The organism is Pseudoalteromonas sp. SG44-17, from assembly GCF_014164235.1.
GTDB classification, from domain to species: domain Bacteria; phylum Pseudomonadota; class Gammaproteobacteria; order Enterobacterales; family Alteromonadaceae; genus Pseudoalteromonas; species Pseudoalteromonas rhizosphaerae.
Window position 1 is genome coordinate 32393 of sequence record NZ_JACJEV010000021.1, and the last position, 26183, is coordinate 58575.

25 protein-coding genes are annotated in these 26183 nt (G+C 40.1%); 5 read left to right on the forward strand and 20 right to left on the reverse strand.

Going from position 1 to position 26183, the window contains the following annotated elements; genetic code table 11:
- From H5182_RS14820 to argC, 8 genes are all read right to left on the reverse strand, one after another.
- Positions 1–543 carry a hypothetical protein gene (locus H5182_RS14820; protein ID WP_182758414.1) on the reverse strand — a complete coding sequence of 181 codons (543 nt, stop codon included), beginning with the start codon at positions 541–543 and terminating at the stop codon, positions 1–3.
- Between the two features lie 513 nt (positions 544–1056).
- Complete coding sequence (locus tag H5182_RS14825) at positions 1057–1590, reverse strand: hypothetical protein (RefSeq protein ID WP_182758415.1); 534 nt, start codon at positions 1588–1590, stop codon at positions 1057–1059.
- 7 nt (positions 1591–1597) lie between these two features.
- Positions 1598–1804, reverse strand: a complete 207-nt coding sequence (locus H5182_RS14830; RefSeq protein ID WP_182758427.1) for a hypothetical protein — start codon at positions 1802–1804, stop codon at positions 1598–1600.
- A 274-nt stretch (positions 1805–2078) separates the two neighbouring features.
- A complete protein-coding gene (gene argH / locus H5182_RS14835) occupies positions 2079–3944 on the reverse strand; it encodes an argininosuccinate lyase (protein ID WP_182735353.1) in 1866 nt (621 codons plus the stop codon).
- 57 nt (positions 3945–4001) lie between these two features.
- On the reverse strand, positions 4002–5204 hold the full coding sequence (locus tag H5182_RS14840) for an argininosuccinate synthase (RefSeq protein ID WP_182735354.1): 1203 nt from the start codon (positions 5202–5204) through the stop codon (positions 4002–4004).
- Between the two features lie 10 nt (positions 5205–5214).
- Positions 5215–6135 (reverse strand): ornithine carbamoyltransferase, encoded by a 921-nt coding sequence (locus tag H5182_RS14845; RefSeq protein ID WP_145235120.1) that lies wholly within the window; start codon positions 6133–6135, stop codon positions 5215–5217.
- A gap of 7 nt (positions 6136–6142) precedes the next feature.
- Entirely contained in the window at positions 6143–6904 is a 762-nt protein-coding gene (gene argB / locus H5182_RS14850) for an acetylglutamate kinase (RefSeq protein ID WP_145235118.1), read from the reverse strand.
- Positions 6905–6910: 6 nt separating this feature from the next.
- Positions 6911–7915 carry an N-acetyl-gamma-glutamyl-phosphate reductase gene (gene argC, locus H5182_RS14855; RefSeq protein ID WP_182760245.1) on the reverse strand — a complete coding sequence of 335 codons (1005 nt, stop codon included), beginning with the start codon at positions 7913–7915 and terminating at the stop codon, positions 6911–6913.
- 213 nt (positions 7916–8128) lie between these two features.
- Between argC and argE the strand changes: the two genes are divergently transcribed.
- Positions 8129–9277 carry an acetylornithine deacetylase gene (gene argE, locus H5182_RS14860; protein ID WP_182718378.1) on the forward strand — a complete coding sequence of 383 codons (1149 nt, stop codon included), beginning with the start codon at positions 8129–8131 and terminating at the stop codon, positions 9275–9277.
- Between the two features lie 60 nt (positions 9278–9337).
- Here argE and panP read toward each other — a convergent pair whose 3' ends face one another.
- Positions 9338–10966, reverse strand: a complete 1629-nt coding sequence (gene panP, locus H5182_RS14865; protein ID WP_182735357.1) for a pyridoxal-dependent aspartate 1-decarboxylase PanP — start codon at positions 10964–10966, stop codon at positions 9338–9340.
- A gap of 273 nt (positions 10967–11239) precedes the next feature.
- On the opposite strand from panP, the gene H5182_RS14870 reads away from it, so the two are divergent.
- Positions 11240–13123, forward strand: a complete 1884-nt coding sequence (locus H5182_RS14870; protein ID WP_145235110.1) for a bifunctional diguanylate cyclase/phosphodiesterase — start codon at positions 11240–11242, stop codon at positions 13121–13123.
- A gap of 55 nt (positions 13124–13178) precedes the next feature.
- Here the strand turns inward: H5182_RS14870 and H5182_RS14875 are convergent, their stop codons facing one another.
- The 5 genes from H5182_RS14875 to mpl are packed head-to-tail and all read right to left on the reverse strand — an operon-like array spanning position 13179 to position 17547.
- Positions 13179–13859: a tRNA (guanosine(46)-N(7))-methyltransferase TrmB gene (locus H5182_RS14875; RefSeq protein ID WP_145235108.1), complete on the reverse strand. Its 681-nt coding sequence runs from the start codon at positions 13857–13859 to the stop codon at positions 13179–13181.
- Positions 13859–14626, reverse strand: coding sequence for an ABC transporter permease (locus H5182_RS14880; protein ID WP_145235106.1), 768 nt, complete (start codon positions 14624–14626; stop codon positions 13859–13861). The genes H5182_RS14875 and H5182_RS14880 overlap by 1 nt, the downstream gene beginning before the upstream one ends.
- Positions 14627–15559, reverse strand: a complete 933-nt coding sequence (locus tag H5182_RS14885) for an ABC transporter ATP-binding protein (RefSeq protein ID WP_145235104.1) — start codon at positions 15557–15559, stop codon at positions 14627–14629.
- Positions 15556–16179 (reverse strand): flavin prenyltransferase UbiX, encoded by a 624-nt coding sequence (locus H5182_RS14890; protein WP_145235103.1) that lies wholly within the window; start codon positions 16177–16179, stop codon positions 15556–15558. The genes H5182_RS14885 and H5182_RS14890 overlap by 4 nt, the downstream gene beginning before the upstream one ends.
- A 12-nt stretch (positions 16180–16191) precedes the next feature.
- Positions 16192–17547: a UDP-N-acetylmuramate:L-alanyl-gamma-D-glutamyl-meso-diaminopimelate ligase gene (mpl, locus tag H5182_RS14895; protein WP_145235101.1), complete on the reverse strand. Its 1356-nt coding sequence runs from the start codon at positions 17545–17547 to the stop codon at positions 16192–16194.
- A gap of 590 nt (positions 17548–18137) precedes the next feature.
- Between mpl and H5182_RS14900 the strand changes: the two genes are divergently transcribed.
- The gene (locus H5182_RS14900) at positions 18138–21050 is read left to right on the forward strand and encodes a TonB-dependent receptor domain-containing protein (RefSeq protein WP_182731750.1); all 2913 of its coding nucleotides are present in this window, start codon (positions 18138–18140) and stop codon (positions 21048–21050) included.
- 81 nt (positions 21051–21131) lie between these two features.
- On the opposite strand, the gene H5182_RS14905 is transcribed toward H5182_RS14900, so the two are convergent.
- The 3 genes from H5182_RS14905 to folB are packed head-to-tail and all read right to left on the reverse strand — an operon-like array spanning position 21132 to position 22775.
- Positions 21132–21932, reverse strand: a complete 801-nt coding sequence (locus H5182_RS14905) for an undecaprenyl-diphosphate phosphatase (protein ID WP_145235097.1) — start codon at positions 21930–21932, stop codon at positions 21132–21134.
- The gene (gene folK / locus H5182_RS14910; protein ID WP_145235095.1) at positions 21929–22417 is read right to left on the reverse strand and encodes a 2-amino-4-hydroxy-6-hydroxymethyldihydropteridine diphosphokinase; all 489 of its coding nucleotides are present in this window, start codon (positions 22415–22417) and stop codon (positions 21929–21931) included. The genes H5182_RS14905 and folK overlap by 4 nt, the downstream gene beginning before the upstream one ends.
- Before the next feature lies 1 nt (position 22418).
- On the reverse strand, positions 22419–22775 hold the full coding sequence (folB, locus tag H5182_RS14915) for a dihydroneopterin aldolase (RefSeq protein WP_145235093.1): 357 nt from the start codon (positions 22773–22775) through the stop codon (positions 22419–22421).
- Between the two features lie 269 nt (positions 22776–23044).
- On the opposite strand from folB, the gene plsY reads away from it, so the two are divergent.
- Positions 23045–23659 (forward strand): glycerol-3-phosphate 1-O-acyltransferase PlsY, encoded by a 615-nt coding sequence (plsY, locus tag H5182_RS14920; RefSeq protein WP_145235091.1) that lies wholly within the window; start codon positions 23045–23047, stop codon positions 23657–23659.
- Positions 23660–23661: 2 nt separating this feature from the next.
- Here the strand turns inward: plsY and tsaD are convergent, their stop codons facing one another.
- From tsaD to H5182_RS14935, 3 genes are all read right to left on the reverse strand, one after another.
- Positions 23662–24675 carry a tRNA (adenosine(37)-N6)-threonylcarbamoyltransferase complex transferase subunit TsaD gene (tsaD, locus tag H5182_RS14925; RefSeq protein WP_145235089.1) on the reverse strand — a complete coding sequence of 338 codons (1014 nt, stop codon included), beginning with the start codon at positions 24673–24675 and terminating at the stop codon, positions 23662–23664.
- A gap of 72 nt (positions 24676–24747) precedes the next feature.
- Positions 24748–25338 carry a YjaG family protein gene (locus tag H5182_RS14930; protein ID WP_145235087.1) on the reverse strand — a complete coding sequence of 197 codons (591 nt, stop codon included), beginning with the start codon at positions 25336–25338 and terminating at the stop codon, positions 24748–24750.
- A complete protein-coding gene (locus tag H5182_RS14935; protein ID WP_145235085.1) occupies positions 25331–25687 on the reverse strand; it encodes a DUF2007 domain-containing protein in 357 nt (118 codons plus the stop codon). Before H5182_RS14935 ends, H5182_RS14930 begins: the two co-directional genes overlap by 8 nt.
- Before the next feature lie 76 nt (positions 25688–25763).
- Between H5182_RS14935 and H5182_RS14940 the strand changes: the two genes are divergently transcribed.
- The gene (locus H5182_RS14940; protein ID WP_145235083.1) at positions 25764–26171 is read left to right on the forward strand and encodes a DUF2721 domain-containing protein; all 408 of its coding nucleotides are present in this window, start codon (positions 25764–25766) and stop codon (positions 26169–26171) included.
- The last annotated feature ends 12 nt before the right edge of the window (positions 26172–26183 follow it).

Sequence of the window (26183 nt, forward strand, 5' to 3'; positions counted from 1 at the left end):
TCAAACAAGGTCAGATGATTTATTTGACCTTGCCAGCCACTGATAAATACGAACAAACCCTAAAAAGTCTTTATTGCAAAATAAAGCAATAATCATTATCACATCCATCACATTAACCGTGACAGAATAAACTTTCCAAAACCACCAAGGTTCAAATAGATTAATCATGTTGACATCTACATGCATACCAATGAATAACAGCATATTGACTGTTAAGCCTATAATGACATAGAGCTTGGCTGGATAGCGTTTTATAGACTTATTCTTGGCTATTAGCAGAATTACAACTAAGATAAATAAATCAGACAGAGCCCAAATTAAGTAGCTCTTATAGCTATACATCATATCAACCCCAAGTGATAAATTGAGTAAAGGGTCAGAAACAAGATAAGATAAAAAAATAGCTAATGACATCCACATAACAGAAGGATCACTACTTGGAGCTGATGATTTTTTAACAACATTGTATAGAAACGCCATCATAAAGCCCCACATAATGAGTGAAGCTAAATAAGCACTAAAATACTGTTCAATCATGTCCACAATGTGTAATCACTCCACCAGTAAAATGAACTCCATATACTCACTTTATATTAAGCCTTTTTAAGAGTAAAAAATCCTTCTCAGCAAACAGAGCAAATATCATTAATAAGTCAATTATATTAACTCCGAACGAATAAACAGTCCACAACTACCATGGTTCAAGGTTTTGCAAAATGTAAATATTATAATAAGTTACAAGCTCAGAAGAGAGTTAAGCACATAGCCAAGTAAAATATAACGCGGTGAATCGCTGTCTTTTAAAATATATAAACCATACAAACATTACAGCGATGGTGAGTAAGTCATAGATAAGCCAATTTAGGTAATTTGAATAGGAAAAACGTTATAAATCACTAACCATGTAGGAAAAGGCCATCAGAAAAGGAAGCTGAACAATTGCTTTGCCAGGATTATTAAGTCAAGAAACAAGATTGAATAGGAAGGCGATTAAAAATCCCCACTCGATAAACACACCGATATAAGTGCCGATCGTGTAGTTAATAAACATAAACGCTAAACAAGATGCTTTTGCTGTTGTCCTTTAAATAAAGCTTTAATTCCATTTTTAAGCTTAATCAACCCTAAAATGTCACGATCAACAATCAGAGCTACTATCATTGTAAAATCAACAATATTTACACCAAAGGAATATATATCCCAGAGAAACCAATAGGTTGAATTATTATTTACTTGTATATCAAGATATAATGCTGTATGTAAAAAAATATTTACTAATAACCCAAACACCAAATAGAAAAATGAAGGTGTTGTTTTTTTCATAATGAGATAACAAATACCTAGACAAAATAGTGTGGCAAGATCGTATAAACTCCAGTGTAAATAGGTACTAGCTGTAGAAGATAACCAAGTAAAGAAATGGTCTCCTGCCATATAGGAAACCATAAGAACAAATGAGCTCAAAAGAAGAGTAGTCCTACGTTTTATATCAATTAAATAAATAAATATATTGAAAAAAAACGCCATAAGAAAACCCCAAGCACTTAATGCTGATAGGGAAAAAAAGCCAAACTGCTCTGTCAAAAACATTCGATACCTATTTAGGCCTTCTATCTGGTGGAAGAATCACGCCACCACCACGTTGAATTTCAGCACCACCAGCTGCGGCTAATGCTTCTTGAGATATAGACACTGTATCAGATTGTAGGGTTTTATTACTAGCGCTTTGTTCAAGTGCTGGCTTTGATTGTTGCATATTATTATATGCTTGCATTTGTAATTGGCTGTTAGCTGTAACTTGCATAAGATTAATCCTTTCAATAAATGTTGAATAAAATGACTTATTAAATAAGCCACTGTTTTTAACGCTCTGATAACTGCTTGGCGCTTTTAAAGATGAACTCACGCTGAGCCATCTTACACCTAAGTAATAAGCAATTACTGATCCAACATTTAAAAAAACGATCTTTTTTGATCTTTTATTTGCTACAGCTAACCAATACAACAGGTCATACCAGATGTAGCAAAACATAAAAAAACGCACAGGGATAACCGTACGCTTTTTATATCCAGGGATTTTAAGCCACGTTTTTACACGGGATCTCCGTACTCGTACTTAGCTTTAAAATAAATTCCATTGCGACTTCGTCACAATTGTCTCTGCGTAAACACAGTTCACAATCTTTCATTACCTTTTCCGGTAAGCTGTCTTTAGTACAGAATGTGAAACCTTGTTTCTCAAAGAAATCAGGTACTCGCGTCAAAACAATGATGCGATTGAGTGCCAATTTTTTGGCTTTAACTAATAAATGTTCAACTAACTGACGACCTTGCCCAGTAATGCCTGTTTCAGGATCTATCCCTAGTGAACGAATTTCAGCAAGACCAGTATCATAAATATACAATGATGCGCAGCCCGCGACTTCTCCAGCAACTTCGGTAACTGCAAACTCATTGATTGAATGTACCATGTCGCTTTTAGCACGCGGTAAATTTTCACCTACCGTAGCCCAGTGCTGGATCAATTTAGCAATTGACTCTACATCGTCAAGATTAGCGTCACGAACTGTTATTTGCTGTTTTTTTTTGGCATCTTTAACTGCAACTGTAACTTGCTCTAAAGATGTACCACCAAGTGCTTGGCGCGCTTTTATACATGCGTCTATCTCTAGTACAGCATATACGTCCTGTGCAAAAATACTATGCACCGATTGGAATTGTTCTAAACTTAAATCTTCTAAGTTATTCCCTTGTGCGATAGCCATTTGTACCAACACACCAACAATATGATGACCTTCCCTAAAAGGGATCCCTTTGGCGACTAAATAGTCAGCAAGCTCTGTCGCATTTGAATGCCCGCCCTTAGCAGCGGCTAAAGTACGATCGCCATTTACTTTTATACCTTTGATACACGCTTGCGCCATATGAATACAAGCTAGCCACGTTGGCATGGCATCAAATAAGCCTTCTTTATCTTCTTGCATATCTTTATTATAGGCAAGTGGCAGTGCTTTTAACGTCATCATCATGGCACTAAAGGCACCAAATACACGCCCTGTTTTGCCGCGAATAAGCTCTAGCGCATCTGGGTTCTTCTTTTGTGGCATCAATGATGAGCCTGAAGTAACATTATCTGCTAACTCAATGAAACCCGCTTCACCCGAATTATAAAAGATCAAATCTTCTGACATACGCGATAAATGGATCATAGAGATTGATGCACAGCTTAATAGCTCAACCACAAAGTCACGATCTGATACGGCATCTAGACTATTTTTAGTCGCAGCGGTAAAACCTAACCCCACGGCAAGTGCTTGCCGATCAATTGGGTACGCAGTACCGGCAAGTGCCCCACTGCCCAAAGGGCAAAAATTCATTCGCGCTTTAGCATCTGCTAAACGGCTTTCATCACGTTCGATCATTTCCACGTAAGCCATACACCAATGACTAAACAACAATGGCTGAGCACGTTGTAAATGGGTATAACCAGGTAAGATAGTGCCCAGCTCACGTTCAGCTAAAGCGATAAACTCACCTTTTAACTGACCAAGCGCCGTAAGTATGTGAGCGGCGGTATCACGACACCATAAGCGAAAGTCAGTAGCGACCTGATCGTTACGACTACGTCCGGTATGTAATTTTTTAGCTAAGTCACCCACTTTTTCGATCAATGCAGCTTCAACATGTGAGTGAATATCTTCAGCTCCTGACGTTGCCACAGCTTGTGGATCAGCTTTTACTTCGTCGAGTAATTCATATAATGCAGCGACTAACTTTTTGTGTTCGTCACTACTTAATACGTCAACCTGCTTAAGGGCACCTGCCCACGCTACAGAGCCAACTATATCTTGCTCTGCGAGTTGATAATCGAAGGGAAGTGAGTCGTTAAACTGTTTAAACGCCTCATCTGGACCCGTAGAAAAACGTCCGCCCCATAATGCCATGAAATCTCTCCAAACCCTGAAATTGCCCCGCCTTATTGTTACGAGGCTGTAGTAAAATTACTTCTTCGCTAGTGCTGAAATTCTGCTTGAAAGCGAGAATAAACGAATAAAGCCTTCAGCATGCGATTGGTCGTAAACATCATCTGCACCAAACGTAGCAAAATCTTCGCTGTATAAGCTATTAGGTGATTTTTTCTGAACCGCTGTTACTTGGCCTTTATAAAGCTTAAGAATAACTTCACCAGTAGCCACAGTTGATAACGCTTCTGCGCCCGCTAAGATTGAATCTTTAAGTGGTGTAAACCAACGACCGTCATATACTAAATGTGAAAACTCGCCGCCCAGTACTTCTTTCCATTTGCGGCTTGCTTTATCAAGTACTAACTCATCAATCGCTTGTAATGCCGCCATGATCACTGTGCCACCAGGGGTTTCATAACAACCACGGGATTTCATGCCCACTAAACGGTTTTCAACGATATCAACCCGACCAACACCATGCGGGGATGCAATATCATTAAGTTTAACTAGACAGTCATACGGTTTAAGCTGCTCGCCATTGACAGCAACAACTTCACCTTCAACCACGTTTAAGGTAACAAATTCAGGCTCATTGGGTGCTTGCTCTGGTGAGTTAGTCCAAGTCCACACTTGCTCACTTGGTTGGCACCACGGATCTTCAAGCTCGCCACCTTCATGAGAAATATGCCATGCGTTTGCATCACGGCTGTAGATTTTAGTTGCCGATGCAGAACATGGAATATTACGCTCTGCCAAGTAATCAAGTAATGACTCACGGCTTGATAAGTCCCACTCACGCCATGGCGCAATAACTTGAAGATCAGGCGCAAGGGCCGCAAAACAAGATTCAAAGCGCACTTGGTCATTACCTTTACCAGTACAACCATGAGAAAGTGCATCAGCACCTACTTTACGAGCAATCTCAACTTGCGCTTTAGCGATAATAGGACGTGCCATTGACGTACCTAATAAATAAGTACCTTCGTAAATTGAACCGGTTTTTAACGTTGGGTAAATATAATCACTTACCATTTCGTCTTTTAAGTCAACTACATAACACTCAGACGCACCAGATGCGATCGCTTTTGCTTCAACGCCTTCAAGTTCTTCAGCACCTTGACCTACATCGGCAACAAACGCGATAACTTCACAACCGTAGTTTTCTTTTAACCATGGCACGATGGCTGACGTATCTAAACCACCAGAATAGGCTAATACAACTTTTTTAATAGAACTCATTGGTGATACCTTACACAAAATTTGGATTTAATAATGAAACAAGCAATGCGTTTTGCGCATGCATACGGTTTTCTGCTTGTTGTATAATTTTTGACGCCGGACCATCCATTACCTCAGAAGTAATTTCAAATTCACGGTGTGCTGGCTGGCAATGCAGTACAGTGTCAGCCCCAGTCTGTTTAAGCAACGCCGCATTTAATTGATACGGCATGTACTTTTCTTTTACTTGTTCAAGTGGCGTATCATCGCCCATTGATACCCATGTATCGGCATACACTGCGTTAGCGCCTACAGCCGCTTCAACACGATCACTCACCATCACTGATGCACCATTCATTGCGGCAATTTGCTCAGCCTGCTTTAAAATTTGCGAGTCTGGTGAACTACCTTTAGGGCATACGGCAACAAAATCTGTGCCTAAAGTAGCCGCAAGTAACATCAGTGAATGCGTTACGTTGTTGCCTTCACCTAAATAAGCTAATTTTAGCTGGCTTACATCGCCATATACTTCTTGCAGTGTTAGAAAGTCAGCAAGTGCTTGGCATGGATGATATAAATCGCACAGACTGTTGACCACAGGTACGCTTGAAAATTCAGCAAGTGTGGTTAATGTTTTATGCTGATATACCCGCGCCACAATACCGTCAGCCCAACTGGCAATGTTCAATGCAAAGTCTTTTACTGATTCACGTGCGCCCATGGCGCCATTTTGTGAATCAAGATACACAGCATGTCCACCTAACTTATTAATACCTATATCAAATGATAAACGCGTACGTAAGCTTGGTTTTTCAAATAAAGTAACCACCGATTTGCCAGCCAGTGCTTGACTAAAATCAGCTGGGTTAGCTTTAATTTTTTGCGCTAAGTTAAGTAATTTAAGTGCGCCTTGTTGGTCTAACTCTAGACCCGATAAAAAATGATTAAACATATAAAACCTATGGTGTAATTTTTGTTCCGACGTGCTCACCCGCGAGTAGAGCAATTAAGTTTTCTGGCTTTTGCCAGCTCGAAATGTAAACGCCACGTCGTAAGTGCTGGGCAGCAAGAAGGCTGGTCTTTACTTTGACCTCCATCCCACCCAAAATTACTCCTTCTGCAATTAAAGTATTGATCTGGTTTGTGTCAAGTTGATGTAACGGCTGTTTATTTGCATCAAGTACAGCTTCTACATCAGTCATAAAAATAATTTCCGCATTAAGCTCTTTAGCTATTGCCGCCGCGGCTTCATCAGCGTTTACGTTATACCAAAGGCCATCTTCACCAAAGCCGATAGAGCTGACCAGAGGTAAACGACCAAGTTTTAATAACTCCGGTATCACACTTTGCACACCGCCGTCACAATTACCAACTTGACCAAGCGCTTTGAGTTTTTGTGACGAAATAATGCCCGCTTCGTATAAACTAAGCCCGACGGGTTTATGACCTGCGATAATTGCTTGGCTCATTAATTGTTTATTAGCACACCCAGCAAGCGCGCCAACAATATAAGGCATTTGCTCTTTTGGACTGATGCGTAAACCTTGATGTTTCGCACTAGCAAAACCAGCCTCAGTCAACCAATTATCAACTAGTGAACCGCCACCATGAACGATGACAAATTGTGCTTGAGTTTGCGATGCAAGCGCCTCAAATAACGCTTTAGCCGCGTCTTCTGTATTGAGTACTGCACCACCGAGTTTAATGACCCATGTTTGCATTACTAACTACCCTTTTAAACCTGTACTATGGGCAATACCCATGGCTAAATTAATGCACTGCAATGCTTGCCCTGCAGCACCTTTTAATAAGTTATCAATAGCTGCCATCACAATTAGCTGCGTACCTTGCTGCTGCCATGCAATATCAACGTAAGGCTGCTTTGCAACTCCTTTAATTGATGGCATTTTATTACCAAGCAATCTGATCAGTGGCTCATCAGCAAGCACTTGATAAGCTTGTGTAACTTGCTCTGGTGTAACTCCAGGTTTCAATTGCACATAAATAGTTTCTAAAATACCGCGTGGAAAATTACCTAAATGCGGCGTAAATAACACCTTGTGACCTAAATGCTGCTCAATCTCAGGACTGTGTCTATGATTAAACAATCCATAAGGTGCTAACGACACTTCACAAAAATGCGTGGCTACACTAGCTTTACGCCCCGCACCGGTTACACCCGATACAGCATTAATAATAATGGTTTGATCGGCTAATAAGCCGGCTTGTTGCAAAGGTTTTAACGCATTCAGCGCTGCTGTTGGATAGCAACCAGCCACAGCGACTAACTGCGCTTTAGCGATTGCTTCACTATTCCATTCAGCCAATCCGTAAGCCGCTTCACTGAGTAATTCCGTATGTTGATGCTCAAAACCATAATAAGTTTGATAATCTTCATTACTGCTTAAACGGTAGCCACCCGATAAATCAAATACTTTTTTGCCCATGCTTAAAAAACGTGGCGCTAAGTCAACACTCACTTTATGATCAGTACACAAACATACAAAATCGGCCGACTTTTCAATGTCGTTATAAGCGCTCTCACTAAGAGGCAATAAAGGAGAATCAAGCAAACCTAAATGCTCAGGATACAAGTCACTTAATAATTTACCCTTATCTAAGCTTTGCTCAGATACATAGCAACCAGCTAAGGTTAATTGCGGGTGTTTTACTACCAAACTTGCTAATTCTGCGCCGCTATAGCCACTTGCGCCAATAATCACTACTTTCATTCGTTACTCTTTTTGGTTTTTTGTTACTACATATATATTCAAATCGGGTTTAATAGTGCATAAAACACTATTTAGGAATGAAATCTGGTTATCGTCGTTTTATATTCATTGCGTCGCTTTAATATATTTATGCTTAAAAAGTGAATTGATATTCATCATAAATACTTTTATATTGTTATGCAATTAGATTGAATACTTATTTTGGATTTTTTTATGTCATTACCGTCTTTTTTATCTATGTATCAGCAATTGATTGCTGCACCTTCAATTAGTGCCATGGATGAGTCATTGTCTATGAGCAATAAAGGGGTGATCGATTTATTAGCTACTTGGTGTACAAGTCTTGGATTTGAATGTGAAATTACTGAGTTGTCGGGCCCTAAAGGTCGTTTTAACTTACTCGCAAAACGTGGCCAGGGAGATGGTGGTTTAATGCTTGCCGGTCATACCGATACAGTCCCATTTGATGATAGTCGTTGGAACTATAATCCGTTTAAATTAAGTGAAGATAACAATAAATTATATGGTCTAGGCAGTATTGATATGAAAGGTTTTTTCGCTTTTGTATTACAGGCAATCAGTGAACTAGATAAGAATATTCAAACACAGCCAATTTTGATTCTAGCTACTGCCGACGAAGAAACCACCATGGCCGGTGCACAGCAAGTTTGTCAGCATAAAAACTTAAAGCCAGCTCGGTGTATTATTGGTGAACCTACTGATATGACACCTGTTTTCACACATAAAGGACATATGAGCAGCGCGATTCGCGTAGTCGGTCGTTCCGGACATAGCTCTGATCCTGAACGTGGTTTAAATGCCATTGAAGTGATGCATAAAGTTATTGCAAAACTGTTAACTTTAAAAGAGCAATTAAAGAATAAATATGCAGTTGAGCATTTTGTTATTCCTTACCCTACTTTAAATCTAGGACACATTCATGGTGGCGATAATGCAAATCGCATATGTGGCTGCTGTGAAATGCATATTGATATGCGCCCTTTACCGGGTCTAAGTGTGCAAGAACTGCAAATGATGCTGTTAAAAATAGCTACAGAGATCAATAACCAATATCCAGATTCAGTCAGTGTGATGGATATGCACGAGCCAATCCCCGCTTTTACCGGCAGTACTGATTCGGCATTAGTTAAACTGGCAGAAAAAATATCAGGAGAGCAAGCAGTTGCAGTGAACTACTGTACTGAAGCGCCATTTATTCAACAATTAGGTTGTGAAACGATTGTGATGGGACCGGGTTCAATTAATCAGGCTCACCAACCCGATGAATTTTTGGCGATGGAAAAAATTAAACCATCTCAACATATTATCACTGAAATGATCAGAACATCGTGTTTTAGCTAACAAAGAAAGTGCTGCTTGCGTTATCCCCACGCAACCTGGGAATAACGCAACTGTTACTGCTCAGTCCATGTATTTCTTAAGATATTTCTTAAATACAGGATCTGTTTTAGCCAGCTCTTTTTGCTCAGCAAGTATATCTTTTAAAATACTCTCTGATGTCAGCGGATTTGCAAGTACGACTCGAAATACCACTGTAGGTTGATGATCATACTGCGCGGGAGTTAAACGGGTACGGGACACAAATGAACGACCGGCTTCACGTTGGCGTTTTTGCATACTGGCAGTAAAACGATTTAACGAGGCAAAGATATCCAAACGCGTTTGTTCATCTGCTTGAGCTATTTTTTGTTTTATCTGTTTTGGCACATAACGGTATGTCAGTAAACATAACTCAGGTTCTGAGATCAGCTCAAAGTCGTCATCTGCTTTCACTAAATCAGCAAAGTAACGGGCTTTTTCAATCCCTTTATCTATTAATATTTCGTAGCCTTTACGGCCAATAACGCGTAAGCAAGCATGCACTAACATAGCCATACCAGGACGACTACCTTCAAGTGTGTGGCTGCCTAAATCTTTAGAGCCTTTACGTAAAATATATTCTGCATGATGTTCTATAGCATCCGTAGCTGTAGGATCTTTAAATAGCACTAACCCAGCGCCCATTGGCACATACATTTGTTTATGAGCATCGATGGTAATTGAATCTGCTCGCTCAATACCTTTTAGTAACGAGCGGTATGTACTAGAAAGCAGCGTAGCTCCTCCCCATGCTGCATCTACATGAAAATGGCAGTTGAGTTCAGCGCTTAAATCAGCCATAGCATCAAGAGGATCAATATTACCGGTTTCAGTCGTGCCGGCTACCCCAACAATGGCCATCACTTTTATACCTTGCGCTGCTAGCTCATGGGCTTTGGCGCGCATTGCATCAACATCAACCTTATTGTTATCTGCAGTTTTAATGGCAATAAAGTTATCACGACCAATGCCAAGTAAATCAGCTGATTTTCCTAGCGAGTAATGGCCACGTTCAGAAATAAGTACTGCAAGGCCTTTATATCCATAATGCAACATTGCACTGATCAAACCTTGTGAACCAATCCCTTTAAATTCACCGTCCGCTTTCAGTAAGCGATTACGAGCAATCCACAATGCGGTAATATTGGCGATTGTGCCACCCGAACAAAAAGCACCTAGCGACGTTTTCGCACTGTGCATCCATTTGCTATAAAAACTGTCATCTTGCCCGTATGCCAAATGATGCATCATACCAAGCACTTGGCGCTCAAGTGGAGTAAATGCTTTGGAGGTTTCTATTTTTACTAAGTTTTGATTAAGGCCAACCATCAACTTAGAAAGTGGCAATACAAAATGCGGTAATGCTGACGTCATGTGACCAATAAAGCTTGGCGCAGCCGTATGCACTGAATGAGCGACAAGTTGCTCCATAATATCTTGCGCATAAGCAGATACAAAAGTCGGATCTTCTGGGATCGCTGCCGATTGAAAATCTTTTTCAATCTCATGCAATGGCTTTTCAATTGCCGCTATGTTCTCATTCAAAAAACCTGCTAAATTGCTCGAGATCTCAAGTTCGATTTTACTCAAAGTTGAGTCTGGTGCTTCAGGCACAGTAAATATACGCATCAGAGTTTCTTTAGAGGCGACGGCACAACGCTTTTGATCCATCTTTATACCCAGTGAATGTAGCTTTGTTTAGCTGAAGATCCATATCAATGAACTCCATCGCTAATAACGCCAAAACTACAATGATTCTATGAAATGCGTTAACTTTACTGTAATAGAGTAGAAATGTCTCGTATAAAGCCACAAAAGTAGCCAATTGCATGACAAATTAATGATAAGTTGATTAATATTTATCATTAATTTGGCTAACTATATTTTTATAGGCGATACAGCCTTTTTTTGTATAATAGAAGGGCTAATAAATCAAGGAAGAGCATGATAAATACAAATTTACGGACAAATTGGATAATCGCGGGTTTCATACTGTTTTTTATCAGTTTATTAAGCTACATCTATTACACCTACAACAGCACCCGTAACGATATTATGCACAGCGTCGATACTCGATTACTCAATGCCGCATTAAGTGTCAAGCATATACTTGGTGATGACTATCATCAAAAAATCAATGCAGGCCAATATATATCATCAACCGAATACCAACAAAAAAGTCGGCAACTTTCAGAGTTTGCTAATGCGTTAAATATCGCTTATGTGTACGCCATGATATTAAAAGACGGTAATGTACATTTTAGTGCATCGAGTTACACTCAAAACGATCAAAATACCGGTAGAATCACCCAATTACTCGATCTTTACCCTGAAGCAACTGCCGCTAATATTGGCGCATTTTATTCAACAGAGCCGGTGTTTGAAATATCAAAAGATCAATGGGGACATTTTAAAACAATTTTTGTCCCTTTCGTTGATGCCAATGGAGTCACCTACTTAACAGGGGCCGATATCACCATATACGATCTCAATCAGCGATTAGCGCAAAGTGTATCTAAAGCTGCGGGCATGGCCATTTTTTTCTTTTTTATTGCTCTGTTGGTAGCCGGTATTTATGTGTATTTATTGAAACGTGCAATTTCAACCGATACCAGTAGTGGCTTTGCCAATCATATTGCACTTGAATATTATATTAAAAACTCCCCTAATCATCATCTGCAACTTGCTGTTATTTGGGTAAATGAAGTTGAAGATATAAGCAGTTTTTATGGTACTGAAGTAGGCGACCGCGTTATGAAAAACTTGTTGCAGCACTTCAAAAAGCGCCGCCCTGCGGGTAGTCAGATGTTTCGTCTAACGACCAACAAAATAGTCCTCATCGCTCCTTTGGGTAAAGATAATGCAGGTTTTCTCGAGGTGATCCAAGCCTATAATTGCAGTACCCCATTACTTACCGACCCTTTTATATACATCACCTTGTGCGCAGGCATCGCCAGTGGCAATAAATCAATGTTACTTGAAAATGCCCATATTGCCGCATTACAAGCCAAGCAGGGGCGCCACACTGTGGTCAATTACTCCAGCGCACTGCATGATGTAAAAAACCAATATCAGTATAATGTAGCAATGGCAAAAGAAGTACGTGAAGCATTTGAAAACAACAGAATTGTGCCTTATTTTCAGGCAATTTATGATAATGAAACGAATGCCATTATTCAGTATGAATGTTTGGCTAGAATGATCACCTGCCATGGTGAAATTCTTAAACCAGAATCGTTCTTAGATGTCGTTAATCGCTCTCGCATGGATGGCATGCTCACCCGCACTATGCTCACACAATGCTTTGCACGATTTAGAAAAACCAGTACGTGCTGGAGCATCAATATTACAGCCCAAGATATGCTTGATCCAAGCCTTGCTGAATTTTTGGAAAACGAATTTAAACGCTATCCACTACCGAGTAATATTACCTTAGAACTATTGGAAACCGAAGCTATCGCAAATTTTTCTGAAGTAAAAGCATTTATAACCATGGTTAAAAATCGTGGTATACGGGTAATAATTGATGATTTTGGTACAGGTTATTCGAATATCTCTAATGTACTAAAATTAGAAGTAGATGGTATTAAGCTTGATGGTAGTTTGATCAGACAGATCATTCACGATAAAGACATTTATCTATATGTTGAGCATATTGCCAACTTTGCAAAGCAACTCAACTTACAGCTAATTGCTGAGCATGTAGAGAGTAAACCTATCGCCAACGCGCTTAAAAAAGCAAATGTGACGCTAATGCAAGGCAATTACTTTGCCGAGCCTGTGCCACATATTACTGCAAATAAAAATCAACCGTATCCAATCTCTTAACCTGAACTCAGGTTAAGAGATATACGAAAACATTAACTTATAAAACACTTAATTTTTATTTCGAGCCAGCATTTAAATTAATCACTAAACGGTGACTTTGTTGACCACTTGCCCAATATTTACGTTCAAATGGCGTAACTGCCAGGTCATTTTGATAAAGTTCGACTGTGCAGTCGTGTCCGGTGAGCTTCAGTGCTTGAGCAAACTCTTTAACATAAATATCCCAATTGCTGCGAACTTCTAACAGCCCACCTAATTTAACGATAAATGGAAAAATAGCAGCGCCATGCCAGCGACGTTGAATATGCTTCGCTTTTGGCCACGGATTTGGATACAGCAAATAATGATGTGTGGGTTGCCAATTAGCCGCCACTGCGAGTCGCCAAAAGTCATTTAAATCGGCTTGCACTAAAATGTACTGACCTGAATCGGTTTGTTTATATTCAATATCATGCTTATCCAAACGATGCGATGACTTATCAATTCCTATAACTAACGCATCAGGGTGGCGTTTAGCTAAATTAGCCGTGCTTTCACCTACCCCACAACACGAATCTAAAATAATGGGCCCATTAAAAGCCTGCACTTTTTCATTTACTTGATCAAACGCCGTTTGCGTATGAGCTGCAATGGGTTTTTTAAACTGGGCAGTTAAATGCTTATTAACTATATCATCCAGCTTTTCATGTAAGCCTTGTTGATTCGATACAATACTTCGTGAATTTGCATCACTCATTAGTGTCTTAACCCCACACCTTTTTTAATTAACGTTAAAGCTAATATAAATAAGGCTGTAATAAATAATAACAACACGCCAAATGCGACAGTTAAATCAACATCCGACACGCCTAAGAAACCATACCTAAAGGCATTAACCATATAAATAATTGGATTAACCTGCGATACGCCTTGCCAAAACTCTGGCAATAAAGTGATTGAGTAAAACACACCACCTAGATAGGTCAATGGCGTTAAAATAAAGGTCGGAATTATACTGATATCGTCAAAGCTATTAGCATAAATAGCATTGATCAAACCGCCTAAAGCAAATACCGCAGAAGTTAAAATTACTGTCGCGATGATCACAAAAATATTATGGATTTGAATATCAACAAATAATAACGACACACACGTAACAATTAATCCTACCAGCATGCCACGGGTCATGCCGCCACCCATATAGCCAAGCACAATAATATAATTAGGCACGGGTGCAACTAACAGCTCTTCAATGCTTTTTTGAAACTTGGTTGAATAAAAGCTTGATGCCACATTAGAATACGAATTAGTGATCACCGACATCATGATAAGACCCGGTACAATAAACTCCATATAACTAAAGCCCCCCATATCACCAATACGAGAGCCTATAAGATTACCGAAAATCACAAAGTACAAACTCATAGTGATTGCCGGCGGCACGAGTGTTTGTACCCAGATACGCAAAAATCGAATGCACTCTTTAAACCATAAACTCTTTAAGGCTACGCCATATTTAAACATCTACTTGCCCCGCCCTTGCTCTAGTAAACCTACAAACAACTCTTCTAATCGATTAGCTTTATTACGCATGCTAAGCACGGTATTGCCCTGCTCGGTTAATGCTGTAAATACTGCATTCAAGCCCTGTGATTTGGCTACTTCAACCTCAATAGTATGATCATCAGCCATAGTAAACTTATAACCATCAAGCGTAACGGTAACTGGCTGGACAGGCTGTTTTAAATCAAGAATAAAGGTTTCTTTATCTAGTTTGGCAAGCAGTGCTTTAATGGTGGTGTTTTCAACGATAATGCCGGAATCAATAATCGCGATATTTTTACACAGCAGTTCGGCTTCTTCTAAGTAATGGGTGGTGAGAATAATCGTCACCCCCTGCTCATTAATTTGTCTTAAAAAATCCCACATCGAACGGCGTAATTCAATATCAACACCGGCGGTTGGCTCATCTAAAATTAGCAGTTTTGGTTCATGCATTAACGCGCGAGCAATCATTAAACGACGTTTCATACCGCCTGATAGTGTTCGTGCTTGTTTGTCTTTCTTTTCAAGTAAGCCTAATTGCGCTAAATATTTATCCGCTCGTTGATGCGCCACCTTACGGGGAACTCCGTAATAACCCGCTTGATTTACCAGTATTTGCGTCAACGTTTCAAACTGGCTAAAGTTAAACTCTTGTGGCACTAAGCCTAGTTGTGATTTAGCGGCTTCTAAATCTGAATCTATGTTGTGACCAAACACCTCTACTAAGCCTTTGGTTTTATTGACCAATGATGAGATTACCCCAATGGTAGTTGACTTACCCGCGCCATTTGGGCCTAACAAGGCAAAAAAATCACCTTCATATACTTTTAGATCAACGCCTTTAACGGCTTCAACACCATTTTTATATACCTTGGTCAGGCCTTCAATATTCAAAGCCAATGCTTTACTCATGATTTACCCTCCCCATAACCCCAACGTTTAGTTAGTGTGTGTGCAATATTTAAATGATCTAAAATACGTGCAACCATAAAATCAACTAAGTCATTAATAGTTTGCGGTTGATGATAAAACCCTGGTGCAGCTGGCATAATTGTTACCCCGAGCTTTGCGAGCTTTAGCATGTTTTCTAAATGGATTTCACTAAATGGCGTTTCTCGTGGCACTAAAATTAACTGACCACGCTCTTTAATCACGACATCAGCGGCGCGCTCTAATAAATTATCAGAGGCCCCCATCGCTATTGCAGAGACAGAGCCTGCACTACACGGGCACACGACCATTTTTTTCGGCGCTGCAGAGCCAGATGCCACAGGGCTAAACCAGTTATCTTTACCAAATACTTGTAACTGTCCTGGCTGTGCTTTAAATAAGCTACTTAATTGTTCGGTGGCTTTATCTTCATTGGCTGATAATTTAATGTTTGATTCAGTATCTAGCACTACACGCGCCGCGCTTGAGATCAATACATACACGCGAAACTGCTGCGCGAGCAATACTTCAAGTAATCGTAAGCCATATGGCGCGCCTGACGCACCACTAAAGGCCAGCGTTATGGTTTCTTTATATTGCACTGTCGCTCCGGTTTATTGCTGGATAAATTTATGCTGCAAAGCTGTTATCAATGTGTCGTGGAGGCCATTAAAGCCACCATTACTCATGATTAAAATATGTTGCTGCGGTTGCGCTTGGGAGACTACTTGTTCAACGATCTCATCTGTATTACTCAAGCATAACATACCAGCCTGTTTGGCCTGCTCACTTAATGACCAGGTTAAATTATCTGGCTCGAATAAATACACATCATCAGCATCAGCTAATGACGCCAATAACGTATGTTGATGTACACCCATTTTCATAGTGTTTGAGCGCGGCTCTAATATCGCAATAATTTTTTCATTGCCTACTTTTGCACGCAACCCAGCAAGCGTTGTAGTGATAGCTGTTGGGTGATGAGCAAAGTCGTCATACACTTTAATATTGGCAATATCGGCTTTTAGCTCCATCCTACGTTTAGGACTAATAAATTCCCCTAACCCTGCAATGCTATGTTCAATTGCAATCCCGACATGGCGCGCGGCAGCAATAGCCATAATAGCGTTTTTAACATTGTGCTCACCAAACGCTTGCCATTTTACTGAGCCTTGGTATTCATCATTGAGTAACACTGCAAATTCACTGCCATCGGCATTAATCAGCTCATATCCCCAATCAGCGCCCAGTGTTTCACTTTCGCTCCAACAACCTTGGTTAATCACATCTTGCACAGCATCGTCTTGTTGTGGCCAAATAACTTTGCCGCTACTTGGTAGTGTACGCATCAAATGATGAAATTGTTTTTTAATAGCGTTTAAATCTTCAAAAATATCAGCATGATCAAATTCAAGATTGTTTAAAATCAGTGTGCGCGGTAAGTAATGAACAAACTTACTGCGTTTATCAAAAAATGCAGTGTCGTATTCATCAGCTTCAATAACAAAAAAAGGCGTTTCGCCAACCCGTGCCGACAAACCAAAATTTTGCACGATACCACCGATCAAGAATCCTGGCTTTAAACCCGCAAATTCTAAAATCCATGCCAGCATACTTGCAGTGGTGGTTTTACCATGAGTTCCAGCAACCGCCAGTACCCAGGAGTTTTGTAATAAATTATGCTTTAACCATTCAGGGCCGGAAGTATACGCTAAGCCCTTGTCCAATACATATTCAACACATGGGTTACCACGACTCATTGCATTGCCAATAATCACCATATCTGGTGCAGGTTCTAACTGAGAGACATCATAGCCTTGGGTTAATTTAATACCAAGCTCTTCAAGTTGCGTGCTCATTGGCGGATATACGTTTAGATCCGAGCCCGTGACTGTATGGCCTAGCGACTTAGCTATCGCTGCAATACCACCCATAAAGGTGCCGCAAATGCCTAAAATATGAATATGCATATTATTCCTTTGCCGCCACACATAGCTTACGCAGCACTAAAAAATAGATAATAGATGAGGTGCCATAATGCCAAAAATAGCGTTCAGTTACCATTGCCATCTAACACAACACTTGTGCTAAATGACAACGAATAAGTATATAAGTTAAATAGTTCCCTTACTTATGCCTAACCGCTCAAGTATTGCGCGACACTTTTTAAACAAAATTAACTTTAAAGCTCATTTTACAAACAAAATAATTGATAGTTAATTGCAAAATAGTTAATGAGCAAGATAACTCAATGTTATGAAAATACTAAAAACAAAAAACGTAAAGCTATGAATACAAATAATATAATTTAAAATCAAGATGATACCAACAAATACCCATAATAAAAACAAAAAACACTTTTTAGCAACAAAAGACATATTTGCCCCACAAAAGACTCTATTTGGGTACTGTGATAAAACATCGCACTAAATTACATTTGGTTACATTGAAAGGCATATATTTAACCTCAAAGTTAATATGGCTAACAATGTAAGTCCTTTGTGAATTCCATCAAGTTAAATTACCCACAGGGTAAACCTTGTCGAAATTAAAAGGTGTTATGTTGAAAAAATTAAATCTTATTACAGCTGCAATTAATGCAGTATTAATTACTGGTACTGTTGGTGCTGCCAATGCATTTGCACAAGAAGCAACTGACGTAAAACCTGTCGAGCGCATTCAAGTAACAGGTTCGAAAATAAAGCGATTTAACCTTACTTCACCGACACCAGTTACGGTGATCAGTGGCGTTGAGATGGAAAACGCCGGCATTACTAACGTTAATGATTTATTAGCTGAGCTACCGCAAGCAACGGTTGGCCTATCTCCGGAAACCACTACTAGCTTTATTTATGCATCAGGATTAAACACCACCGATTTACGTGGTTTAGGGTCTGAGCGCACACTGGTATTAGTAAATGGTCGCCGCTTTGTCGCAGGTTCAGTAGGCAGCACTGCGGTAGATTTAAATAATATTCCAACAACTCTGATCGAACGAGTAGAAATCGCCACAGGCGGTGCAGCAGCAGTATATGGTGCCGACGCTGTAGCAGGTGTCGTAAACATCATCACAAAAAAATCATTTGATGGCATTGAAATTGATGCATCTACGATTCGTCCAGAACAAAGCGGTGGCGAGCAAAACTTTTTCTCTATCACCGGTGGTATGGAAGGTGACAAGCTATCGTTTGTAACGTCTCTTAACTACTCAAAAACAGATAGCTATAACAAGTTAAGTCGTGATTTTTACCGTAATCCTGTAACTTCATACGCAAATCCAGCCAATAAATCTGGTACCGATGGTATTCCTGAGCGCGTTATATTAGGTAAGCAAAGTACCCTTGGCTATTACTCTGAAGGCGGTGACTTTTTCAGTAAAACAGGCTCGCTAACTGACGATCATTACAACAACCATCACTGGGCATTTGATAATAGCGGTAACGTACAAGCATTTGATTATGGTCTAGGTCGCGTAGAAAACTCTGGTGTGCCTAACGCATCAGCTAATAACCGTTATTACGCAGATGCTAATAACCCAGGCGATGGTGTTTTTAGTCATGGTTACAAAAGCTATTTTCAAACTCCATTAGAGCGCGCTATTTTATCAACGTATGGTACATACGAAATTAATGACGACCATGCTGCAACATTTGATTTTACTTGGTCTGACTCAAAAGCAACTACTGAAAGCTCGCCAGCTTTCTTTGCTCACACGATTCGTCGTGATAATGCCTTTATCCGCGATGATATGGCTAAGATTATGGATGCTAACGGGTTAGATAAAGTTACTTTGCGCCAAGCTAACGAAAATCTATGGGGTGATCGCGCCTATCAACAAGATCGTTCGGTGATCCGTGCATCTCTTGGTTTTGAAGGCATTTTAAACGATGACTGGGGCTACAGCACCTATGTGCAGTATGGCCGTATCGAACAAGATACCTTATGGCGCGGTGAAGTATTAGAGCAAAATTTAGTCAATGCAATAGATGCTGTAGAACTTAATGGCCAAATCGTGTGTGCAGTTCGTGATGCCGATGGTAATGTCACAGGTGAACGTGAAGGGTGTGTTGCTTTTAACCCTATGGGCGCACAAAGTGCTTCTCAAGCACAGCTTAATTATATAGCAACGAATGCTACGCGTACTGCCAAACAAGACCAGCTAGTTGTTGCTGCAACATTTGATGGTTTATTATTTGAATTACCAGCAGGTGCTGTCGCTGCCGCATTTACCGTTGAACATCGCCGAGAAAGCGCCGAGACTCATCCTGATCACGCAATGCAAAATGGCCTTATTTTTGGGAACTCAAGCTTGCCAATGAAAGGTGATATCGATGTAAATGAATTCTCAACAGAGATCTCAGTGCCATTGCTTGTAGATCATTTTTTAGCAACTGACTTAACCTTTGAAACTGCGTACCGTTATATGGATTACTCGGTTACTGGTGGTGATGATGCGTGGAAGTTATCATTAAACTGGGGCGTTACAGACGAAGTACGTGTGCGTTTAAATCGTTCAAAATCAGTACGTGCACCAAGCCTAAGTGACTTATTTACGCCAAGCTCACAAACGTTTAATTCAGGCCGTAAAGACCCATGTCGTGCTGATGAAATTACCAGCTCAGGTAGCGAATATAAAGCAAATGTAATCGCTAACTGTCAAGCGGACGGTTTAGCTGAAGGTTGGATGCCAACTGCCGATTGGCAAGCCGCTGGTAGCCTGCCAGGTTTTGTACAAGGTAACCAAGCACTAAAAAACGAAACATCAAACGATTACACTATAGGCTTGATCTACACTCCTGAATTTATTGAAGGCTTAGATTTAACTCTTGATTACTGGTCATTTGAAATTGAAGGTGCGATTCAATACTTTGGACGTGATAGCGTAGAACTATGTTATGAGTCATCATCGCTAGACAACCCATTTTGCTCAAACTTCGTACGAAATAAAGAAACGGGCGACATCATTAACTATTATGAGCGTCCAATTAATGCTTCTATCATCGCCAAAAAAGGCCTAGATATTGAAACAGCTTACCGCACAGAATTAGGGAATGGTGATTTAGCAATTAAACTTACTGCAACTTACCTAGAAGAAGACAGTGAAAACCCAACCGGTCGTACGGCAGATTTCCGCTCAAATGTAGGTGAAATGGCAGATCCTCGCTGGAAAGGTCGCTTTAACGCAATCTACTCACATGATGATTCAAGTTACATTTTAACGGCTAATTACCGCCATAGTAGTGTAGAAAGTAATGAATGGAACATTGAAGATAATAACTACAATGATATCCCGTCTTACACAACGTTCGATTTTATGTACAAAACTTATCTATTAGATGAATTACAAGTACGTATTGGTGTAAACAATATCCTAGACCGTGCACCACCTCGTAATCCATTCACTTATGATAATGGTGAGTTCTTTGACGTTAAAGGTCGTCGCTTATCGATGGGTGCAAAATACACTTTCTAATTGAAGGGTATATTGGCTTATAAAAAAACGCCTTAGCTCATTGAGCTAAGGCGTTTTTATTTATCTTTAATAAACGCAGTGCTACATCATCAAAAATACAATTAAACCTACGCCCAATAATAATCGATAGATAACAAATGGCATCATCCCCATACGTTCAATTATTTTTAAGAACAGGAAAATACACGCATACGCAGAGATAAACGATAAACCGGCACCTAAAATTAACGTTGTCCAATCAACTACATGATCCCCTAATGCCAGCTCAATGGTGTAATACAAGCCCATCATTGAGATCACTGGAATTGCGAGTAAAAATGAAAAACGCGCAGCGCTTTGTTTATTCATCCCCAGCATTAAACCGGCGGTCATAGTAATACCCGAGCGTGACGTACCAGGGATCATCGCCATCGCTTGCGCCATACCGATCATCAGTGCTGATTTCCAAGTTAATTGATAAATTGTTTTAGTTTGCTTACCTTTTACGTCGGCATACCAAAGTAATAAGCCAAACAAAATAGTGGTGATTGCAATTACCCACGCACTGCGTAAATAGAGCTCGATTAAGTCTTTAAAAATTAAACCCAGTACAGCGGCTGGTATAGTGCCTAAAATAATCCACCAGCCAAGTTTACTATCATCTGTTGCACCTTGTGCGCCAAATGATTTAAACCATGCCGCAAGTATTTCTACCACTTCTTTGCGGAAATAAATCACCACCGCAATCAAGGTACCAACGTGCACCGCAACATCGAAGGCAAGGCCTTGATCTTGCCAACCAAGAATTTGTGAAGGGAGAATGAGATGAGCTGAGCTTGAAATAGGTAAAAACTCAGTTAATCCCTGGATCAGGGCTAAAACAATAATTTCGATAATACTCATGGGTTAGTAAACTCCACCTTCCATAGTTTTTGCTTAGGGTTGTTGTAAGTATTCCACAACTGGGCAATTGTTTGCTTTGCTGTAGGATGATAAAAATCGGGGGCTATTTCTGCCAATGGCTGCAGGACAAAGGCATTTTTGGTGATTTCATCACGGGGTAACTGTGCAGGAGAATCACACACTACATCATCGTAAAACAGTAAATCTAGATCGAGTGTACGCGGGCTAAATTTTTTATCGTTATTTGTACGACCATTCTCTCGTTCAATCTGTTTGAGTAACTGACATAACTGGGGAAGCGGTATCTGTGTTTGTGCACCAATGACTGAGTTGTAAAAGTTATTACCTGCAAAGCCAACTGCTTCGCTTTCAAAGACACTGGAATGCTCGAATTCTACAAGGTGTGCTTTTAGGGCGATTAACGCTTGGCGGATATAATGTTCTTTATCAACATTAGAGCCAAGGCTAATATAAATTTGCGCCATCTTAACGTGCCTTGAGTCGGGTAATTTCAACACCGACAGTGCGTGCTTGCGCGACGGCTGCGGGTTTACTAACTCGAATGGTAACTTGTGTTGTAGCAAACTCGGTTAAAATGATAGCCGCTAGTTGCTCTACTAAGGTCTCCAATAACTCAACAGGCTTTGCTGTCGTGTGCGCGATTACTCTCTCACTTACCTTTGCGTAATCAAGTGCTAAGGCAATGTCATCGGTTTTTGCTGCGGGTTTAATATCACACAGCATCTCGATATCAAAATACAAACTCTGTTTAGTTTCTTTTTCAAAATCGTACACGCCTATGATAGTGTCAACATGTAGTTGCGATATAAAAACCTTATCCATAACTGCTCCAACTGGCAAAAACTTAAAACTCATTGACTTGAGTCTACATCGGCTATAATTTGCATTTATAGCCTTTATACACTTTAACTGTGTTTTATTATGTAAAAATTACCCATACAATAGCCTATAGGTACATCATGTAAAAATTACCCATATGATATAAGCGTATAGATACATTATGTATCTGCTATTTGAACCACGAAAAGTATGAATGCAATTTTTGCGGCCAATGATAGCCGAAAAACTGCGATTAAAAAATAAGGAAGCGCGTGATAGCCGTTTTAATGTTAGTTTTAGCCTATTTACTCGGGTCGATTTCATCAGCCATTTTAGTGTCTCGGCTATTTAAACTACCCGATCCTCGCAGCAATGGCTCAAACAACCCTGGCGCAACTAATGTTTATCGTCTTGGTGGCGCTGTTCCAGCCTGCTTAGTCTTAGTGTTTGATATTCTCAAAGGGACTATTCCTGTCTGGGGCGCTTATTTTTTACAACTTGAACCACTAATGCTGGGATTGATAGGGGTTGCTGCGTGTTTAGGACATATGTTTCCGGTATTCTTTCACTTTAAAGGCGGTAAAGCAGTTGCAACTGCATTTGGAACATTGCTACCCATTGGCTTGTTGTTAGGCGGGTTATTAATTTCAACCTGGGTGGCTGTTGTTGCTATTACACGCTATTCGTCACTTGGGGCATTAGTCGCCGTTTCTTTAGCGCCATTATACACTTGGTGGATCAAACCGCTTTATACCTTACCAGTAACATTTTTAACTATTTTGATTATCTTTCGCCACCACGCCAATATTAAACGTTTATTTAGTGGCAAAGAACCTAAAATTGGTGACAAAAAAACGCCACCAACTAAAGATGATAACAATACTTAAATTTAAATAGCCTCTAAACTATCTATCGGCCAACGTGGTTTCGTTTTCATATCAAGGCTGGCAAACTGCCCAGCCTTTAAGCGCTGCATACCCGCATAGGCGATCATGGCACCATTGTCAGTACAAAACTCTGTGCGCGGATAATAAACCTGTCCTTTCATGCCTTGCATTACACGCTCTAGTTGCGCACGTAGCTGTATATTGGCGCTTACACCACCGGCAATTACTAAGCGATTTATACCCGTTTGCTTTAAAGCACGCTTACATTTAATAACTAATGTATCAATAACTGCGGTTTGAAACGCATGAGCGATATCGGCTTTGGTTTGCTGATCATCGTCATTATTACGAATAGTAATTGCAGCCGCCGTTTTCAAGCCGCTAAAACTAAAGTCAAGGCCCGGTTTATCTGTCATTGGTCGTGGGAAAATAAAGCGCTTAGGAACACCTTGCTCAGCAAGTTTAGCTAACCGTGGCCCACCAGGGTAATCTAAACCAAGTAACTTAGCTGTTTTATCAAATGCTTCGCCTGCAGCATCATCTACCGATTCACCCAATACTTCATACTGACCAATCCCAGCGACTTTAACCATCATGGTGTGTCCACCTGATACGAGTAAAGCAATAAACGGAAATTCAGGCACGTTTTCTTCAAGCATTGGCGCCAGTAGATGGCCCTCCATATGATGAACAGCCACTGCTGGAATATTCCACCCATAGGCAAGTGAGCGTCCAATTGAAGTACCCACTAATAATGCTCCCACCAGTCCTGGGCCTGCAGTGTAAGCAATACCATCGATATCTTCAGGTCCGCAACCGGCCTGTGCAAAAGCAGCATCGATTAATGGCAAGGTTTTACGAACATGATCTCGAGATGCAAGTTCAGGCACTACACCGCCATAATCTGCATGCACTTTTACTTGGCTATAGAGTTGATGAGCAAGTAGACCTTGTTCATCATCATAGATTGCAATTCCCGTTTCATCACACGACGATTCAATGCCTAAAATTCGCACTGCAGTTTTCTCCCATGCCCTTTGGCACTTTTAAATTCTTAAAATAAATCTCTTAATCAGAGTTTTGGTTACTTAAAGTGTAATACCAATGTTTGTTTGTCCATCAGCGATAGCATGTTGCTTTAACGCTTTCACATTTTCAGCCGTTACTCTGCCCATCTGCTCAACAAAATCAATTAACTCGCCTAACACTTCAATTTCGTATTGCATTAACGGATGTTCACGTACCGCTGTATTATCAGCCAGCTCACCTTCAACCGTTAATTGATATTCAATAAAACGCGCAACAGTCGCCTGAGAGATTTTACTAATGCTGATAAATTCTTGCTCATCTTTGGCAATTAAACCATGCATTAAACCTAATAAGGCAGTGGCGGCATCTATAGCAGGATAAGTACCGAACATATCAAAATCAGCGAGTTCTGGAACATTAGGCTCTATTTTCTCAATTTGCTTTTCAAGGCTTATTTTACTTTTCGGCAGTAAGATTTTTTCCCAACACAAATTAAGTGCACTGCGTAAAATAGCTTCGTCACCAAATCCTGTTGCTTCACTAAATAAACCATAATTAGGTAGCATGCGTTCAATTAATGCTGCTGCCAATACCGCTTGCTGCAAATAGTTAAGCTCTCTTATACGCTGAAAATTATTCGCTTTAGTCATTATTTGGTGTCCTACAAGACCAACAAATTTCAAATGTTGGCCCATTATGCTCATTACAGTTGGGGCATACCCAATCAGGAGCGGATTGTTGTACTTGAGTGTAGTTTACCAATATTTGCCGCGCCTGGCGCTCTTTAATCACAAAAACCTGCACTCTCACTTGAGTTTGATCTAAAGGTATTTCGCCAGCAGCTCCTTGCAAGGACTCACCAAGTAACTGGCACTCAATATTGCTGTTAAGTAATAACCCTTTGACAATGTTTGCCTCTACCGCATTTGCAGCGCAATAGATTGTTAACCATTGAAATGGTGTTTGCTCTGTATTGTTGTTATTTATTCTATTTTGCAATGACAACCTCTTTTACTTTGCGATTAAATTACCCTAAGCTACTCTAAGCGAAGTAATTGTTATATAGGAAATAATCATGACCCTCACAACACCTGGACTGCTGTTCCCTGCAATCTCTTTGTTGTTATTAGCATATACCAACCGGTTTTTAGTGCTAGCACAATTAATTCGTGAACTTAACGCCCGCGAAGGAGAGACTATTCGACCATTAGTCGTTGCGCAAATAACTAACTTGAGAAAACGCATTAGACTCATTAGAACCATGCAAGTCTATGGCGTTGCATCTTTTTTAATGTGTACACTTTCAATGTTTGCATTATTTATCGAGTTTAAAACCACTGGCGTAATTTTATTTGGTATTAGCCTAGCCTGCCTTGCTCTATCGTTGTTAACCTCTTTATATGAAATACATATTTCATGTGACGCAATTGAAATTGAACTTAAAAACATTGAAAAAAAACCACTGAGCAACAAGGCAGACTAAAAAACAAGCACT